Genomic DNA, 17,864 nt, shown 5'->3' with positions numbered 1-17,864 from the left:
GAAGCGGGATGCGAGCGAGGTTTCTTGCGGATGCAAAGTGCTAAACGTATTCTCGTATCCCTATGTACGAGCAACTCGACGAGGTCCTTCGGAAGGTACACGAACTAATGGACGAGTACCGCGTCCAATGTCTGTGGTACATGCGGAAGGACTACTATCCCGAAACCGCCGAGTCCGCGATTCGCGTGTTGCGTGCGGTCGAGAACAATGGCGACCTGGCCGCATTTAAGAAGGCCGCCCCACTCCGTCAATGGCTCCCACAGCATTCCAGCGCCACATCTGCCGGTTAGTCGCCCGCACGCGCATCGAGTCTGGCGAAAGCTACGTCGGTGACGGAGTCGCGATAAACGAAGTCGTCCGTGGGGGCCGCATCTCGGACGATATCGACTTGTTCCATGATACGCCGCAGGCCGTCATGAGCAGTTTCGAGGCGGACCGGAAGCTCCTGGAACGCGATGGCTGCGCCGTGGAGGTCAAACGCGAGCGGCCGGGATACGTCGAGGCGATTGTGCGGCGCTGCGCGGACAACACCGGTATTCAGTGGGCGGCAGACAATACGATTCGCTTCTTTCCTTTGGTGGAGCACGCAGAGTTTGGATTGACGCTGCATCCGGTCCGATCTCGCCACGAATGAGGTGCTGGCGCTCGTCGGCCGCCTTGAAGTGCGCGATTGGGTGGACGTCATTGCTTGCCACGATCGAATTCAACCGATCGCCTATCTGGCTTGGGCCGCTTCGGGAAAAGACCCGGCCTTTTCACCGTCCGCAATCCTGTCGCAAGCTGCGCGAACTTCCAGGTACTCGGTCATGGAGATTGCGGCGCTTCAGTACGATGGCCAACCGCCCAACGCATCGGACCTGGCGCTGCGCTGGCACGATATGCTTGACGAAGCGCACCAGTTGATTTCGATACTGCCCCCGGAACATTCGGGCAAATGCGTGTTGTTACGTGATCGGTCGCTGTTCTCGGGAGGCGAACCGGACCTGCGTGCAGCCATTTCCGCAAATGCGCTGGTCTTTCAGAGCGGTTCGATACGCGGCGCGCTCCCAGTCGTAACGGACGTGTAGCACAGGCCACCGGTTTTTGCGTCATTCCGCCGAGAGGCCGTACTCCGCAATCTTTGCGTAGAGTGTGCTGCGGCCGATTCCGAGCAATCGCGCGGCGTCGTTGACGCGGTTGTTGCAGAATTTGAGCGCCTTCTCGATGTGTCGTTTTTCGACTTCGGCGAGACTCAGCGGTGTCTTGTCGGTATCGGGTTCGGTGGACGACTCCGCGGGCGATTGCACGTCGTGGATTTGGATGAGGTCCGAGCGCGTCAGGGCGATAGCGCGTTCGATCGTGTTGCGCAGTTGGCGGACGTTTCCCGGCCAGGAGTGCGACAGGAGATACTCCATGGCCGTGCCCGAGATTCCGGTTACGGGCCGCTTGGCGCGCCCCAAGCTCATGGTGAAGAAGTGCTCGGCGAGCGCCGCGATATCGGCCGGGCGTTCGCGCAACGGCGGCACGGGAATGGCGATGCCGTTCAACCGGTGATAGAGGTCTTCGCGGAACTCGCCGCGCTTGACCTGCATCGGCACGTCCTTGTTCGTCGCGGCGATGACGCGAATGTCCACGCGCGTCTCGCGGTTTCCGCCGACGCGGAAAAAGCGCCCGGAATCGAGCACGCGCAGCAGCTTGGCCTGGTTGTCCATGCTCAGATCGCCGACTTCGTCCAGGAACAGCGTGCCTTCGTTGGCCTGCTCGATTAGCCCGATGCGCCGTTGCGCCGCGCCGGTAAAGGCGCCCTTCTCGTAACCGAAGAATTCGCTTTCGAAAAGGTGCGGCGGAATTGCCGCGCAGTTGACCACGATAAGCGGGCCGCCGGAGCGGGCGGACTGTTCGTGCAACAGGTGCGCGACCAGTTCCTTGCCAGTGCCGGTCTCGCCCGTCACCAGCGCGTTCAATTCGCTCATGGCCGCCTTCTCGACCAGCGCGCGCAGATGGTTCATGGCCGCGCTCTCGCCGATCAGGCCGGTCGACACGCGGGCAACGGCGCGCAGGCTCTGGTTGTCTCGCCGCAGGCGGTCCATTTGGCGCATGGATTGGAAATAGGGCGCGCTCGTCTGTGCGAGCGCCACAAGGAAACGCAGGTCGTTGTCGCTTGGCAGCCGGTTCTCGGCTTCCAATCGCAGCATGGCGCAGCCGATCTGTTGGCCGGCAAGATCGATCGGGGCCGCCAACAACGTCGCAAGCCGCTGCGCCTCGCCTTCGCGCGATATAACCGGTATGTTGAGTCCTTCTCGCCGCGCCAAGGCCTTCTTGGCCTTGCGCTGCACTTCGTTCGGCGCGGTCGTTGAATCGCCCGACTGAATGGACTGCGGCGAATAGAACACAAGCTCGCCGCTCAGCGACTGATGAAGCCCTACCCACGCCGTTGTCGGATGGAAGTACGCCTCGATCGCGTCGAAGATGACGGAGATCAAGTCCGTAATGCTTGCGGAGCGGCTGCAGCGCCGACTCACGTCAAACAATACCGCGAGTTCAGTGACGGAATTGGGATACGCCTTGGCGACAAGTTCCGCCGTGACGTCGCCCAGGGCCTGCGATTGATCCTCGCCGAGATTTACCGTCGTGGCCCCGCCGAAATCGTCGGCACCCTGAACCGAAGGCACATCGCTCGTGGTAACTAGGAACAGCGAACGTCCGATCGCGATTTCATCACCGGGCCGCAGGGCACATTGCTTTGCGGGCCGGCCGTTTACCAAGGTAGCGTTGCTGCTGCCGAGATCGGTGAGGAATACGTCATCCCCGGTTGTAACGATTTCGCAATGATGGCGGGAGGCTAACGAGTCGGGCACAAACACATCGCAGTTCGGCGCGCGGCCAAGCACCAGTCTGTCCGGCCCTATCGGCCAGGTCAAACCTTTACTCGGCCCGGTTTGTGAAGTAATACTGAACATCTCGAAGCTGCAATCCCGTTGTACGACAAGCCGTCGCCGCTCCCAAACATTCACTGAAGGCCAAGGATACTACACGGAAATCGCAATCCCCAAGCGGGCGTGCGGATTACTGAACATCGAGCGTGCGAATGTGGATATTGCCCATGAAGGGCGCGATGCGCCACCACGACATCAAATCGCCCGAGAGCAGCTTGATGTGGGTTGCGTCGGCGATCGGCTGGCCCAGGGTTGGGTCGATCCAGACCCATCGCCCCACGTACACCTCGGGCCACGCGTGGTAGTAAAAGGCGCCGAACTCTTCGCTCCACACCAGCCCGATCGCCATACGCGTCGGAATGCCGGACGCGCGCGCCAACGCGGTGTAGAGCATAGTGTGCTCGTTGCAGTCGCCTTCGAGTGTCATTAAGACATCGAGTGAAGTCGGCAAGCTGGGCACGATGTTCTTCTCGATTTTGGTGTGGACCCATTCGTAGAGCAGCATGGCCTGCCGCCACGCGTCGTGCTCGCTGCCGACGATTTCGCGCGCTTTCTCGACGATCTTGGGATGGTCGATTTGCAGGAAGGGGTCGTTCGCCAGTGCTGCCTCGCGATCGGAATCGGACAGGGGCGCTGCTTCGCCTTCCGGGCCTTTGGCCGTGATGACCCATGTGTTTCGTGGCGTTTGCGATTGCGCGCCATCGATCTCGATGGGCAGTTCTGCGACGCCTTCGAGTCCTGAGAACACGAATTCCATCCGGGCGGCGCCGCGGTATGGTTTCGGACCTTCGGGCCTGATCGCGGCGAACTCCAACAAGCCGGCGGCATTCTCGTGTTTCGCCGCGGCCATATCGAGGGCCTCCGCGGCGTCCATGCGTTGCAGAACGAACCCGATGGGGGTCTCGGCGCGCACTACTTCACCTCTATCGTCGATCCACGCGGTCGACTTCATTCCGGAAAGGTTGGTCTCAACGACTTTGGTGTGCGCGTCGCGTCCCATGACTCGGATGGTTTCCTCGCGCAGGCAGCGCACGCGCGCCCTTCCCGCGGACATTGTCAGCGGATCGAATGTTTCGACTTGGACCTCATCGCCAACCGCCAACGACGGTATCGAGAACGAACCGAACCCGGGCGCAGCGGTCATCAACTGCGCGTCGCCAACCGCCAAGTCGATTGGGGTGCGTTCGCCGCCGGTCTTCATCGCGCCTTTCAGGCGGCCAGCCTCGACCGTCGCCTCCAAGGTGGTGGCGTGCTCGCCGGAGCGCAGCGTGAACGAAAAGTCGCGCAAGCCGGACGCAGGGGACGCCCAAGCCTGGCCGTTCATTACGAGCTCGCCTTTGAAGCTCCCGAGGTTCAAGCGCATTCGCCCGAGAACCTGCGCGCGGATGCCCGCATCCTGCCCGCGGGTATTGGGTTCCGTGCGAATGTTGATGTACCCGATCGGTGTCTTGACTGCGTCGTTGAGCAGAAGCCCCAACCATGTGTCGGTCGGTTCCGATGGGACGGTAAAGGCGCCAGGGCCGACGCGCAATAATGGCGTGAGAATTTCGCGGCGCAGCAGCAGCGCCATCATCACCAGCCAGAAGGCGGCGATGGCGAGGGCGGAAAGTACTACGAGACGCCGCCGCAGCACTTCTTATACTTCTTGCCGCTTCCGCAGGGGCATGGGTCGTTCGGGCCGACTTCGGGGGTGAGTTTGCGGATCGGCTCCTGCTTCACCTTGCGTGGTTGGGCGTCGCCGGGCGGTGCACTCTGCGCCGCGGCGTCTTGGCCGGCAAGTTTGAACCGGCTTGTGTCGTAGGACGCAAAACTCCGGTCTTGTTGTTTGTCGGCGCTGACCATGTTGTAATCGGAGATGGACGCGAATGGGTCGTTCTTCGCACTGAGGGTACCGCGCTGGGCTTCGATGCGGCGCGATTTGCGCACGTCCGGGTCGGTCAGACGGAATACGGTCTGAATCACCCGTTCCTCGATGCTGCTCATCATGCTCTCGAACATCTCGAACCCTTCGGTTTTGTACTCGACCAACGGGTCCTTCTGCCCAAAGGCGCGCAGGCGCACCGAATCGCGCAGGTAGTCCATCGAGTAGAGGTGATCGATCCATTTGTCGTCGACGGCGCTGAGCAGCGCCATTTTCTCGATGTCGTGGACATATTTGCGCGCAAGCTTCGCGAAATCGATGTGGGAATCGTCGCCGCCGATTTGTTCACAATAGCTGCTCCGATACTCCTCTTCGATCGCCTTCTCGTTGGCCACGTAACGCGCGTGGACCTGCGCAATCAAGTCGGTATCGAGCGGCTGCGCATTTTCCTCGTCATCCGTGTCCAACTTTGGATCGAAACCGAAGACTTGCTTAAACCGCGCCTCGAGGCTGTCAAAATCCCAATTCTCCGGCAATTGCTCCTGCGGCGCGTACTCGGCGACGATATCGCCAATCGTGTTGTTGAAGAAATTCTCGATGCGCCCGCGCACGTCCTTGTCTTCGAGCACTTCGCGACGAATCCCGTAGACGATGCGGCGCTGTTCATTCATGACGTCGTCATATTCTTTGAGATGCTTGCGCGCTTCGAAGTTCATTTCTTCGACGCTGCGCTGTGCGCGTTCGATTGAGCGTGTAACCATGCGCTGGCTCAATGGTTGATCGTCCATTTCTTCCTGGCTGCCCATCCACTCGAGCACGCGCTTCACGCGGTCGCCCCCGAACAGCCGCGCGACTTCATCCTCGAGGCTGAGAAAGAAGCGGGTAGTTCCCGGATCGCCCTGGCGGCCGCAGCGGCCTCGGAGCTGGTTGTCGATGCGCCGGGACTCGTGGCGCTCCGTCCCGACGATAGCCAGCCCGCCCAACTCGCGTACGCCTTCGCCCAGCTTGATGTCCGTACCACGGCCGGCCATGTTCGTGGCAATAGTGATGGCGCCCTGCTTGCCCGCGTTCGAGATGATGGACGCTTCGCGCTCGTGGTGCTTTGCGTTCAGCACCTGGAAGTCCGTAATGCCGCGCTGGCGCAAGGTCTCCGCCACCAATTCCGACTTTTCGATTGAGACCGTGCCGACCAGTACTGGCCGCCCGGCGCCGTGAATGTGAACGATTTCGTCCGTTACGGCCTTGAACTTTCCTTTTTCGGTGGCGAACACCAGGTCCGTCATGTCGTCGCGGATCAGCGGCAGGTTCGTTGGAATCTGAACGACGTCAAGGTTGTAGATCGACGAGAATTCCATCGCCTCGGTGACGGCGGTACCGGTCATGCCGCTGATTTTCTTATACAATCGGAAGAGATTCTGGTATGTGATGGTAGCAATTGTCTGGTTTTCGAACTGGACTGCGACGCGTTCCTTCGCTTCGATCGCCTGATGGAGGCCGTCCGAGTATCGGCGCCCTTCCATGAGCCGACCGGTAAACTCGTCGACGATGAGCACTTCGCCGTTTCGTACGACGTATTCGTCGTCCTTCTTGTACAGGTTGTGCGCGCGAATCGACTGTTCGATCATGTGGACGATGCCCAGCGAGTCCGAGGTGAACAGGTCCTCGACCCCCATAAGTTTCTCGGCGAGCGCCATGCCATCGTCGGAGATGATCACGTGGCGGTGCTTTTCGTTTACTTCGTAGTGCTTGTCGCGCCTGAGCTGGCGGACGACATCGTCAACGCGGTAATACAAGTCGGTAGGCTTCTCGGGGCGCCCGGAGATAATCAGCGGCGTTCGCGCTTCGTCGATCAGAATTGAATCGATTTCGTCGATGATGGCGTAGTTGAGTTCGCGATGCACGCGGGACTCAGGACGCCGGGCCATGTTGTCGCGCAGGTAATCGAACCCGATTTCGCTGTTGGTACCGTACGTGATGTCCGCGCGGTAGCTGACCTGGTGCTCGATGCTGTCCATGTCATGTTGGATTAGGCCGACCGAGAGGCCGAGGAATTCGTAGATCGGGCCCATCCATTCCTTGTCGCGGCGCGCGAGGTAGTCGTTCACGGTGACGACGTGGACGCCCTTGCCCTCGAGCGCGTTGAGATAGCAGGGCAGCGTTGCGACGAGCGTTTTGCCTTCGCCAGTCACCATTTCGGCAATGGCACCCTGGTGTAGCACGATGCCGCCGATGATTTGCACGTCGAACGGGCGCATTCCCGTTACGCGCTTGGAGGCTTCGCAGCAGACGGCAAACGCTTCGGGAAGGATATCGTCCAGCGCCGCGCCTTGGCTCAGGCGCTCTTTGAACACGCCGGTCTGTGCGCGCAGTTGGTCGTTTGTCATGCCTGCAACGGTCCGTTCGTGCGAACGCACGGCATCGAGCAACGGTTGGAGGCGTTTGATTTGGCGCTCTTTGTTCGTGCCAAAGAGCGATTTCAGGATCGTGTCAAGCATGCGAAAAAAACCATCGAACAAGGATGATGAACTCCGGACACCGCGGAATGCGTGTCAACACGGACGGCAATTCATTGCATTGACGAGATGATACCAAAGCGTTGGCAAACCGCACAAAACGAAGCCGGACCGCAGCGCGCCGGGGTTACTCCATGGGATACTTGAGGCCCCACTGCGCGCGCAAGCGGTCCATCGTCTGCATAATAAGGATGCTCTCGCCCAGCGGCATGTCCGGGCTTTCCGTTTCGCCAGCGCGCAGACACCGCATCACTTCCATCGCCTGGTACTCGTAGCCGTTTCCCTGGTGCGCCTGAGAGAATAGAACCGGCTCGTGCCCATGCCGGGTTAACGTTGCGGTCGTCGTACACCAGAAGGGGGAATGCATGCGGACCATACCGTCCGTTCCGAGCACATAGGCATCGTGCGGCGTCTCGGTCCGCACGCCGCTCGCTAGGACGGCGAGGCGTCCTTTGTCGTATGTGAGAACGTAGCCTGCCTGTTCGTCGACTCCGGTTTGCCCGATGTGCGCAGCGCCGGTCGCGGCGACCGGTTCGCCGTTGAACACCATCGAGGCGAAGGAAACAGGGTACACACCGACATCCAGCAGGCTGCCTCCACCATACTCCGGATTGAACAAGCGACTCTCCACGTTCATGTCCGCGCGAAAACCGAAATCGCCCATGACCATGCGCGGCTCGCCGATACGCCCCTCCGCAATCCACGCCTTCGCCTGAACCATTGCTGGAAGGAATCGCGTCCACATCGCCTCCATCAGGAACAGGTTCTTCTGCCGTGCGAGAGAGACCATCGCCTTCGCTTGCGTAGCGTTGATCGCAAATGGCTTTTCGCACAGCACGGCTTTGCCGTGTTCTAAGCAAAGCAGGGTATTTTCGCAGTGCAGTTGGTGTGGCGTGGAAATGTAAATCACGTCCACTTCGGGATCGCTCGCAAGCGCTTGGTACGACGCGTAGGCGCGCGGCGCGCCAAACTCCCTGGCAAAGGCATCCGCTGTGTCCTGCCTGCGTGAACCGACCGCTGCAATCGCGGCGTCGGGAACGGACTGCAATCCCGTCGCAAACTTTTTGGCGATAGCGCCGGTCCCGAGGATTCCCCAACGAATGGCTGTGCTCATTTAGCGTCCTTTACGTGTTTCCGCATGAATTCGTACGCATGATCGCCTTTGAATTCGTGGCCACCGGCGAATACTTCAAATACGAAGCGGTCCGAAATGCCCAATCCGTCCCAATATCGCTTGGCGCGCAGCGCCTCGGACTTTGCGCCATCGACGGCGAACAGCGTGTCCGCGTCGCCGACTTCGATCAGGAACGGGCGCGGGCAGATGAGCGCGCAGAGTTCCGCGTCGTTGAACTCGTTCATGAAGTTGAAGAACGACCAGTCTTGCCAGAGATAGCGCCGCCGTTCGTTGAAGTAGCAGGAACTCACCGCTGCGCCGATTCGCGTGTCCAGCGCTGCGGCGTACAGGGTGTATAGGCCGCCATAGGACAGCCCCATCATCCCGATCCGATCGCGGTCCACTTCCGATCGGGCACACGCGACGTCGATCAGACGGAATATCTTATAGAGTTCGACAGCCAGAATGGACGTGCCGAGATACTGCAACTGTTGGTCGAGTTGATGACGGTTCAGGCCCTCGATGTTTTCTTTACCGCCGTACGGAAATAGAAGCGCGGGTTCGAGGGTCACGTAGCCCTCTTTCAACGCGCGCAGCGTCATCCACCCGTAGTTGCCGGCGCCGACGCCTTCGATCATTCCATGCACCAACTCGGGATTGCCGCCACCGCCATGCTGGCAAACCATCAGTGGCGCGGGCTTTGTCAGTCCGCGCGGAATGCTTATCAAGCCGTAGGCCTCGACACCATCAAGGACCTCGACCCAGACGCGATAAATGGTGGCGTAAGGATCGTCGGCAATCTTTTCATAGCGAGGCTTCGCGAACCGTTTTATCATTGGAGGGGGATACCCGATGCGTTCGCACACGGACTCGCGCAGCTTCCACGTGGATCGAACGTAGCGCGTTTCGTTTGTGAAGTCCGGTTGGAACGCCGCGTCCCGCCTTTGTGCGGCGGCGTCATGCAGGCGTTGCACGTACGTACCGATCTCGTCGTACCGAACCTGGCGATTCTCCCGCGAGTTTTCCGCGGGTTCGGTGTAGCGGTCCGGAAATAGTTCGTCCGCGTAGGCGCAACACACAATCGCCGGCAGTGCGAGACAGGCGTACATTGCGTGTCGAGACAGCATGGGCCAAAGCATAGGAATGCGGCTGGAGCGAATCAAGAGGACGCCGGCTGCTAGGCGCCGCGAATCAGTACGAATTCTGCGAGACCGAGCATTGACTCGCGGTATTGCGTTGCGGGGAGTGATGCAAGAGCGGCCCGGGCCTCGTCGATGTACTCACGTACCATCGCCTCGGTTTGCTCACGCGCGCCGGACGACTCGATCGCGTCCGTAACCCACACGCGGTCCGCGTCCGTAAGCGGCTTGCCCTTCAGGCGGTCCAAACGCGCCTGCCCCGCGGCGTCGAGCGATTCGCGAAGCAAAATGATGGGCAACGTTTTCTTGCCTTCGACAATGTCGCCGAACGCCGGTTTTCCGAGCGATTCTTCGTCACGCGTCAGGTCGAGCAAGTCGTCGACCAACTGGAAAGCTACGCCGAAGGCGAGTCCATATTCGTGCAACTCGCGCCTCGGGGCCCCTTCAATAACGCACGCGGGCGTACTGCACGCCACTGCAAAAAGGCTTGCCGTTTTCTGACGCGCCAGGCTGATACACGCTTCGGGCGAGTAATGGTCCTGCCCAAGACCGAAATGTGTTAATTCTCCCTCGGACATCTCGCGCACGGAGTTAATCGCATTGGTGATGACGAGGCACGAATCGTACGATCCGAGAATGTCGATGGCGCGGGCGACAAGGTAATCGCCGCCGAGCACGGCGGTGTGGTTGTCCCACATCGCGTTGAGCGAACGCATGCCATGCCGCAGATTCGCGTGGTCGATCACGTCATCGTGCGCAAGCGCCGCGAGGTGCAAGAGTTCCATCGCGGTCGCGAGCGGGACAAAGCGTTGTGTATCGCGCTCGCCCAGCGCGCCCGCCGAAAGCAGCGACAGTGCGGGCCGCAACATTTTGCCGCCGATCGGCAACATCGGGAGGCTGTCCCCGTAAACAAACCGCAGCGCATCGGCCCAGAGTCCGGCGAGCGACGCGCGTACGGCATCCATGTCGTGCTGGATTGGGCGATACAAACCATTTAAGTTTACGGTCGTCTGCATACGGTTGGATTTTAACATAACGGGATGCGGCGTTTGAAAAATCTCGCCGGATTGCTGTATCTTCAATCACTTTGCAGGTCAAAGCGCGATCGTGCGCACATCGTCAGGATGCATACGCGAGCGCGAAGGTCATCGCATCGCGGCGCGCAAGAGAATTGAGACACGTTTCATTTCCGGGGATAGGCAGTTTTCCCATGACGTCACCGCGTCACGTTGACGTGCTCGTTATCGGCACTGGGCCCGCCGGCGAAGGCGCGGCCATGCAATCGGTGAAATCCGGCAAGAGCGTTGCCGCGGTCGAGTGCAAGCCTCTTGTCGGCGGAAGCTGCACCCATCTCGGCACGATTCCGAGCAAAGCGTTGCGCTACGCGATTCACGTGATGGTCACGGCGAACAACAACCCGTTGTTTCGCGAGGCCGGCATCAATATCGACCTGTCCTTTTCGCAATTGCGCAAAAGCGCCGCCTCTATCATCGACCGGCAGGTATCGATGCGAAAGCGTTTTTACGATCGGAACGGGGTCGACCTGCTTTGCGGCCGCGCGTTCTTCCGCGATCCGCACACGATAGAGGTCCAAAACGGCTCCGCGGAACCCGAGATTGTTAGCGCTGCCAACGTCGTAATTGCGACGGGTGCATCGCCATACCGCCCGGACGACGTGGACTTTTCGCATCCGCGCGTGTTCGACAGCGACACGATATTGAGCCTCAAGGACACTCCGAAGTCCATCACCATATACGGAGCGGGCGTGATCGGATGCGAATATGCGTCGATGTTCCGCAATTTGGACGTCAAGGTCAATCTCGTCAACACGCGCGAAAAACTGCTCGAGTTTCTCGACGACGAGATCATCGATGCGTTGAGTTACCACCTTCGCGACTGCGGCGTTCTGATTCGCCACATGGAAACCTGCGAGCGCGTGGAAGCGCGAGACAACGACGTTATTCTGCATTTGAAGTCCGGCAAACAATTGAAATCTGACGTACTACTCTGGGCAAGCGGCCGCGTTGGCAATTCGATCGGCATGAACCTGGAAGCGATCGGCATCGAGCCGGGCCACCGGCAACTGATTCCTGTTAATGAGCGCTACCAGACCGCACTCCCCCACGTTTATGCGGCAGGCGACGTTGCAGGTAAGACGTCGCTGGCGAGCGCGGCGTACGTCGAAGGCCGCTATGTCGCCACGGCCATTCTAGGTCACGCGGAGCAGGAGTTGGTTCGGGACATCCCAACGGGCATCTACACGTCGCCGGAGATCAGTTCGGTGGGAAAGACCGAGCGGGAGTTGACGCAGAATAAAGTCCCATACGAAGTGGGTCACGCGCTCTTCAAGAGCCTCGCGCGGGGCCAGATAACGGGACAGACCGTCGGAATGCTGAAGCTGCTCTTCCACCGCGAGACACTACAGATTCTTGGCGTACATTGTTTCGGAGCAAACGCCTCCGAGATCATCCACATCGGTCAGGCGATCATGGCGCAAAAGGGCGAGGCCAATTCGCTTCTCTACTTTATAAACACGACGTTCAACTATCCCACCATGGCCGAGGCGTACCGCGTTGCTGCGCTGAACGGTTATAACCGGTTGTAGACCGGACGCTACCGAATCTTTTCGAGGATATCCAGTCCTCTCCGAATCGTGTCATCGGTCGCCGCGAAACTGATACGTATGTTGCTTTTTCGCTCGCTGAATACCGACCCCGGAATGATCAGCAGGTTGTTGTCGATGGCTCTCTTGACGAAAGCGTCGCCATCGCCGCCGGGGGCCTCGGGGAAGATGTAGAACGCTCCGCCCGGTTTGGTGACCGTGAATCCGCGTTCGCGAAGGCCGTTGTAGACGAGGTCGCGCTTTCGCCGATACGCGGCGATCTTCCCGGCCGGGTCGAGGTGCAGCGCGGTGACGGCCGCTTTCTGCGCGAAGGACGGCGCACACACGAACGTGTACTGCTGCAGCGTGTTCATCTTGTCGAGGATGTCTTTCGGGCCGGCCGCGAAGCCGACGCGCCAGCCTGTCATGGCGGCAGTTTTCGAAAACCCGTTCAGGACGATTACATTCTCGCATAAGCCCGCCATGCTGCCCGGCGCGTCGTCGTAGTGAAACTGGTCGTAGATGTCGTCGGAGATCACAAGCAGGTTATGTTTTTGCGCGACCCCGGCCACAGCCTTCAGTTCCTCCATTGTCATAGTCACACCGGTCGGATTCGATGGTGAATTGACAATCAGCATTTTGGATTTCGGCGTAATTACGCGCTCGATCGCCTCGGGGGTAAGTTTGAAGTGTGGATACGTATCCACCATCGCGCACTTGCCCCCCAACAGGTTCACGAGGTGCTTATACATGACGAAGTAGGGATCGGCGAAGATTACTTGGTCGCCGGGGTTAATTGTCGCGAGCAGTGCGAGAAACAACCCGCCCGACGTGCCGGACGTGACCATGACGTTTTCCAGCGGAACGCCGAAACGGCGTTTGTAGTACGCAGACGATTCCTCACGCAGTTCTTCGATGCCACCCGTTTGGGTATATTTGTTGAAGCCTGCGCGTATCTGCTCGATGGCTACTGCCTTGACCGCTTCGTCCACGTCGTAATCCGGCTGGCCGATACTGAGGTTGACGGGGTCCTTCAACGATGCGGCGAGGGCAAAAACTTTGCGAATCCCACTTGAATCAATTCGGCCCATTCTTTCGGCGATAAAGCTCATTCGTCCTCCTACAAATACTGCTGATACGGGAAATCGCTCAAGGGGCCTTCGTGGAAGATAAGGCGTCCGCGAACGGTTTGGTCCTGTCCCGGTTCGAGGTCGTTAAAGTGCGGGTCGGCGTGCATGCAGGGATGGTTGTGGTTTTGGGTCAGCGAAAGCGTGGAATCGAGCCAAGTCATCGCGACCAGTCGTTCGGCTTTGTTGGACACGGTTGCCATCATGGGGAGGTCAGCCTTTCGATTCGAGTGCGTCCGCCATCCAAGTCCGAATTTGCCGTTTTCTTCTGTCAGCGCTCGTGCTTCCTCGAACTTCATCCAACCCTTGTTGGGCACATGCACATATTTGTTGTCCCGCGTGTAGTCTGCGAATTCTCGAATCGCCCGGAGGAACGCGCAGGTTTGCAGCGTAATTTCCCGGAGCGGCTTGTCGCTGCCATTGCGAATACGCAGTTCCAGCCCCGCGACATTTTCCCGTTCCTTAATAACGGCGGCAAAGAACGACACACCATCCGGCAGCACGCGCTCGACGGATACTTTGTCCTGTTCCGACTTCCATTCGATTCGAGGCCACTCCGAGTAGACCGCGGGCGCCGCAGGATTGATATGACTCAAGTAGAGCAGGCCACGATCGGTGAAAAGCGCTTCGGGAAAGTCGAGCCAAATGTAGTCCTGGCTTGGCCACGACGGGCTCACCCAGGCAATGTGTTCCCACGGGTAGTGGGGCCGCCACGCGCCGGGAAGAATGCGCATTCCTTTTGCATTGTTCTCGTAGCTTGGCTTCTCCGACTCGCCAGCCGCACCGAAGGCACGCAGGGCGAACGCCGGGGCCGCCGCGCATGAAACGCGCAGGAACGTACGTCGAGACACGCTTGTGTTCATAAGTGTTTCCTTCGTTGGATAGTCAATCATAGCGAATGCCAAACGTTGAACGTCAATACCGCTCTTGATAGGCTCCGTCCACTATGGCGACGTCCTGGATTATACGCGCTCGAGGTCGGGCAATGGCGTGTTTCCTTGCGGGACTTGCCGTATCCTGCGGACAAAACGAATCCGCAGAATCAGGTGCAACTCGGATCACCTATTGGCGAACGTTGTCGGGCGCGGCAGGCGACGCGCAGGACGAACTGGTGCGGCGGTTCAACTCCTCGCAGTCCGGCGTCAACGTTGCGTCCGAATACCAAGGCACGTACGGCGATCTTGCTACAAAACTCATTGCCTCCGCGGCGGCGAAGTCCGGACCGGATGTAACGCAATTAGGTACGTTTGAAATTCGGCAGTTTGCGCGCGGCGGCGTACTCGTCGATTTGACCCCGTATCTCAGCGGGCCCAATGGAATCGATCGATCCGATTGGCCGTCATCGTATGCACATGCGGGGGAGATCGACGGCGCCACGTATTGGCTGCCATTCAACGTCGCAGTGCCGACGCTTTACTACAATAAGGAAGCCTTTGATCAAGCAGGATTGGACGGGCCGCCCAAAACGTGGACCGAGTTTTATGTATACGCGCGCACATTGACAGTAGCCTCGGGAGAGGCTGAAAGGCGAGTGGGCGTCGCGCTGTGGAGCAATACATGGCCGCTCTTCTCGATGATTTGGTCCGAAGGCGGCGAACTGACCACGCCGGATTATTCGAACATCACCCTGAACGACCCTGTCGCCGCCCGTGTGTTCACCGAGTTGCAGCAGCTTGTTCGGGACGGCGCCGCGATTGTCCCGGACAAGGCTTCGGGTGGACACCGCGCGGCGTTCATCGGCAAGCGCGCGGCCATGATCCTCGATTCGCAAGACGCGTTCAGCGAGGTATTCACGCAATCACAAGGATTCACTCCCGCCGTCGCGAATTTTCCGGCGGGAGCGAAGGGCAGAATTTACGCGCCGGGCGGAGGCGGAATCGCCATGCTCACGGTTACGCCGCCCGAACGACGCGATGCCGCGTGGGAATTCATTCGTTTCATGCTGGCCCCGGAGCAAATCGCATACTATGCGAAAGAATCCGGGTACGCGGCGTTTTCGACGTCCGCACAGGTGGCGATGAGCGGCGGGGCCAGCGACCCGAGATTCAACGTCATTCACAACGCCCTACCGCATGTTCGGGCGGACTTTTCCGTCAATATGTCTCCCGCTATTCGCAACGCGTTCGACGAGGCTTTCCGGAGAATTCTGTTGCAGGACGCGGACGTGATGCGGACATTGGATGACGCAGACGCGAAAGCCGAGGCCGCCATCCAAGCGGAACGGTCGCGATGAAGGTGAATGGAAACAGGCGCGAGTGGCTAACCTTTTTGGGTTTCATCGCGCCTAACGCGCTCCTTTTCTTGACGTTTACCTATTGGCCGATTTGCTACAGCTTCTGGTTGAGCTTGACGGACTGGGACCTGCTGCGTCCGACCCACGAGGTGGTTGGGCTTGCCAATTACGTTGAGCTGTTTCGCAGCAGCGCGTTTTGGCGCGTGTTGGCGAACACGGCGATCTATGCAATTTGCGTGGTGGTAATCGCGCAAGTTTTTGCGTTCGTTCTCGCGCTATTCCTCAACATGCCGGCGCCCGGACAGCGCGTATTCCGTACGATTGCGTTTCTCCCCCACGTGACCATGACCGCGGCTGCGGCCCTCGTTTGGGTGTTATTGCTGCACCCGCAATACGGGCCACTCGCTTTCGTGTACGCCACACTGGGCGTCGCCGGACCAAACTGGCTCGACAGCGCCGTGCTTTCCATGGCGGCGCTCGTGCTCGTCGGCGTCTGGAAGGAAACCGCCTTTGCGGGCCTGTTCTACCTTGCGGGACTACAAGGCCTGCCGCGCGACTGTTACGAGGCTGCGACACTTGATGGCGCCGGGCCCATCGCGAAGGCCCGTCATCTAACGATTCCGCTCATGGGTCCGGTCATTTTCTTTTTGCTGTTAACCGGCACAATCGCGGCGACAAAGGCATTCGATACTGTCGCAATAATGACGGAAGGCGGACCGGTTTATCCCGACACAAGCATGTACGTGTATCATCTCTACACGCTCGCGTTCCGTGACTATCGCGCGGGGTTTGCATCTGCGTTCGCGCTGGTTTTTTTCGTCGTCACCATTGTCGCACTTGTCGCGCAATGGCGCGCGTTGGCCCGCCGCATCCACCATGGCGAATAGCGGATGTCCGGCCGGCATACAACCTGGATTTCGTACACTGCAACGCTCGGAGCGCTCACCGTCGCCACGCTTCTACTTGGACTTCCATTCGTCTGGATGCTACTTACTTCGCTTAAGTCGGGTGGCGAAGTCGCGTCATATCCGCCTGTCTGGATATCCGGCGAATGGCGTTGGTCAAACTATGCCGACGCATGGCGTGTTGCGCCATTCGGCCGCTTCTACATCAACAGCGTCGTCGTCGCGGGTACGACAACGTTTTTCCAAGTAGCCTTTGCGCTCCTGATGAGTTACGCGTTTGCCGTCGTTCGATTTCCAGGGAAGCACGTCCTGTTAATCGCCGTCTTGTCGACCATGATGATACCGGAAGAAATGAAGCTGGTCCCGAACTTCATTCTGTTAAGCCGGCTCGGGTGGTTCGACACGTACGCGGGCCTCATTGTGCCGGCGGTTGCGCATGCGTTTCCTGTGTTCGTGATGTATCAACAGTTTCGGCAGATACCCCGATCGCTGATCGAGGCGGCGCAGGCGGACGGCGCGCACCATGCGCGTATCCTGTGGCATGTGGCGCTGCCCATGAGCCGCCCCGTGCTGACGGCCGTGGCCCTTGTCTCGCTGCTCGGACAATGGAACGCCTACCTTTGGCCGCTCATCGTGACGAACTCCACGTCGATGCGCACGCTCCCACTCGGCGTCGCGTACTTGCGCAAACAGGCGGAAGAGGGCAGCGTACAATGGAACTTGTTGATGGCCGCGGCAGTCTTCGTTGTGGCGCCAATCGTGATTTTGTACACTCTTTTGCAGAAGCAGTTTGTCGAGGGCATCACGCGGGGCGCCCTCAAGGGATAACTCATCCGCGCCGCGTTAGAAGTTAAGGTGCGTTCGTGTACGCGTTGAAGTTTCTGAAAGAATTCATTGCGCGGCCCGGCGACGTTGGGTCGATTACGCCGAGCTCCAAGCAATTGGCCGCCCAGGTGGTGGACTGCGCGCAGGTCCCCAAGGCGAACGTTGTGGTGGAGTTCGGTCCGGGTACGGGCGCGATTACGGAGGTGATCGTTCCCAGTTTGCGCCCCGGCGCGAAGTTCATTGCTATGGAAATCAACTCCGATTTCGTGAGACTGCTACGGGATCGGTTCCCATCGATAACGGTGCATGAGGACAGCGCAGCCAATACCCCCAAACATCTCAAAGAACTTGGGGTTGGCCACTGCGACTCGATCGTGTCGGGACTCCCCTGGGCCTTCTTCAAGGAATCGCTTCAAAACGAACTCCTCGACGGCGCTGTCGAGGCGCTGCGACCTGGCGGCACTTTCGCGACGTACATCTACGTCACCAGCTACCCCATGCCGTCCAGCATGAAGTTCCGCAACAAGCTTCGCTCCCGCTTCTCCCAGGTGGGTCTTTCGCGGGTCGTCTGGGCAAACGTCCCCCCCGCCATCGTGATCTGGGGACGCAAGTAGCGGGGGCGGCAGATCG

16 protein-coding genes are annotated in these 17,864 nt (G+C 59.5%); 8 read left to right on the top strand and 8 right to left on the bottom strand.

All coding sequences use genetic code 11. The features are described from left to right. The first annotated feature begins 62 nt into the window (after window positions 1–62). Genes HUU46_04995 through HUU46_04985 form a run of 3 tightly spaced genes read left to right on the top strand, consistent with a single transcriptional unit; the run spans window position 63 to window position 1,067 of the window. Window positions 63–290: a hypothetical protein gene (locus tag HUU46_04995; GenBank protein NUM52981.1), complete on the top strand. Its 228-nt coding sequence runs from the start codon at window positions 63–65 to the stop codon at window positions 288–290. Next, window positions 251–634: a hypothetical protein gene (locus HUU46_04990; protein ID NUM52980.1), complete on the top strand. Its 384-nt coding sequence runs from the start codon at window positions 251–253 to the stop codon at window positions 632–634. Before HUU46_04995 ends, HUU46_04990 begins: the two co-directional genes overlap by 40 nt. Before the next feature lies 1 nt (window position 635). After that, complete coding sequence (locus tag HUU46_04985; protein NUM52979.1) at window positions 636–1,067, top strand: hypothetical protein; 432 nt, start codon at window positions 636–638, stop codon at window positions 1,065–1,067. Window positions 1,068–1,088: 21 nt separating this feature from the next. On the opposite strand, the gene HUU46_04980 is transcribed toward HUU46_04985, so the two are convergent. The 6 genes from HUU46_04980 to HUU46_04955 form a co-directional block, all read right to left on the bottom strand. Continuing rightward, window positions 1,089–2,900 carry a sigma 54-interacting transcriptional regulator gene (locus HUU46_04980; protein NUM52978.1) on the bottom strand — a complete coding sequence of 604 codons (1,812 nt, stop codon included), beginning with the start codon at window positions 2,898–2,900 and terminating at the stop codon, window positions 1,089–1,091. A gap of 145 nt (window positions 2,901–3,045) precedes the next feature. Next, complete coding sequence (locus tag HUU46_04975; GenBank protein NUM52977.1) at window positions 3,046–4,548, bottom strand: transglutaminase domain-containing protein; 1,503 nt, start codon at window positions 4,546–4,548, stop codon at window positions 3,046–3,048. Then, window positions 4,527–7,271 carry a preprotein translocase subunit SecA gene (gene secA, locus HUU46_04970; GenBank protein ID NUM52976.1) on the bottom strand — a complete coding sequence of 915 codons (2,745 nt, stop codon included), beginning with the start codon at window positions 7,269–7,271 and terminating at the stop codon, window positions 4,527–4,529. Before secA ends, HUU46_04975 begins: the two co-directional genes overlap by 22 nt. A 145-nt stretch (window positions 7,272–7,416) precedes the next feature. Then, on the bottom strand, window positions 7,417–8,403 hold the full coding sequence (locus HUU46_04965) for a Gfo/Idh/MocA family oxidoreductase (protein NUM52975.1): 987 nt from the start codon (window positions 8,401–8,403) through the stop codon (window positions 7,417–7,419). Next, a complete protein-coding gene (locus HUU46_04960; GenBank protein NUM52974.1) occupies window positions 8,400–9,512 on the bottom strand; it encodes an acetylxylan esterase in 1,113 nt (370 codons plus the stop codon). Before HUU46_04960 ends, HUU46_04965 begins: the two co-directional genes overlap by 4 nt. Window positions 9,513–9,580: 68 nt before the next feature. Then, window positions 9,581–10,507, bottom strand: coding sequence for a polyprenyl synthetase family protein (locus HUU46_04955; GenBank protein NUM52973.1), 927 nt, complete (start codon window positions 10,505–10,507; stop codon window positions 9,581–9,583). 245 nt (window positions 10,508–10,752) lie between these two features. On the opposite strand from HUU46_04955, the gene sthA reads away from it, so the two are divergent. Further along, complete coding sequence (sthA, locus tag HUU46_04950; protein NUM52972.1) at window positions 10,753–12,147, top strand: Si-specific NAD(P)(+) transhydrogenase; 1,395 nt, start codon at window positions 10,753–10,755, stop codon at window positions 12,145–12,147. Window positions 12,148–12,155: 8 nt separating this feature from the next. On the opposite strand, the gene HUU46_04945 is transcribed toward sthA, so the two are convergent. Then, complete coding sequence (locus HUU46_04945; GenBank protein NUM52971.1) at window positions 12,156–13,256, bottom strand: pyridoxal phosphate-dependent aminotransferase; 1,101 nt, start codon at window positions 13,254–13,256, stop codon at window positions 12,156–12,158. Window positions 13,257–13,264: 8 nt separating this feature from the next. Then, on the bottom strand, window positions 13,265–14,134 hold the full coding sequence (locus HUU46_04940; protein ID NUM52970.1) for a hypothetical protein: 870 nt from the start codon (window positions 14,132–14,134) through the stop codon (window positions 13,265–13,267). A gap of 122 nt (window positions 14,135–14,256) precedes the next feature. Here HUU46_04940 and HUU46_04935 point away from each other — a divergent pair, with 122 nt between their 5' ends. Genes HUU46_04935 through HUU46_04920 form a run of 4 tightly spaced genes read left to right on the top strand, consistent with a single transcriptional unit; the run spans window position 14,257 to window position 17,848 of the window. Further along, on the top strand, window positions 14,257–15,504 hold the full coding sequence (locus HUU46_04935) for an ABC transporter substrate-binding protein (GenBank protein NUM52969.1): 1,248 nt from the start codon (window positions 14,257–14,259) through the stop codon (window positions 15,502–15,504). Beyond that, a complete protein-coding gene (locus tag HUU46_04930; GenBank protein ID NUM52968.1) occupies window positions 15,501–16,391 on the top strand; it encodes a sugar ABC transporter permease in 891 nt (296 codons plus the stop codon). The genes HUU46_04935 and HUU46_04930 overlap by 4 nt, the downstream gene beginning before the upstream one ends. Before the next feature lie 3 nt (window positions 16,392–16,394). Further along, window positions 16,395–17,237 carry a carbohydrate ABC transporter permease gene (locus HUU46_04925; protein ID NUM52967.1) on the top strand — a complete coding sequence of 281 codons (843 nt, stop codon included), beginning with the start codon at window positions 16,395–16,397 and terminating at the stop codon, window positions 17,235–17,237. Window positions 17,238–17,272: 35 nt separating this feature from the next. Beyond that, window positions 17,273–17,848 (top strand): methyltransferase domain-containing protein, encoded by a 576-nt coding sequence (locus tag HUU46_04920; protein ID NUM52966.1) that lies wholly within the window; start codon window positions 17,273–17,275, stop codon window positions 17,846–17,848. The last annotated feature ends 16 nt before the right edge of the window (window positions 17,849–17,864 follow it).

It is taken from the genome of Candidatus Hydrogenedentota bacterium (genome assembly GCA_013359265.1).
Classification (GTDB): Bacteria; Hydrogenedentota; Hydrogenedentia; order Hydrogenedentales; family SLHB01; genus JABWCD01.
The sequence above is the reverse complement of the archived record's forward strand: the minus strand, read 5'-3'. Positions and strand labels throughout refer to the sequence as shown.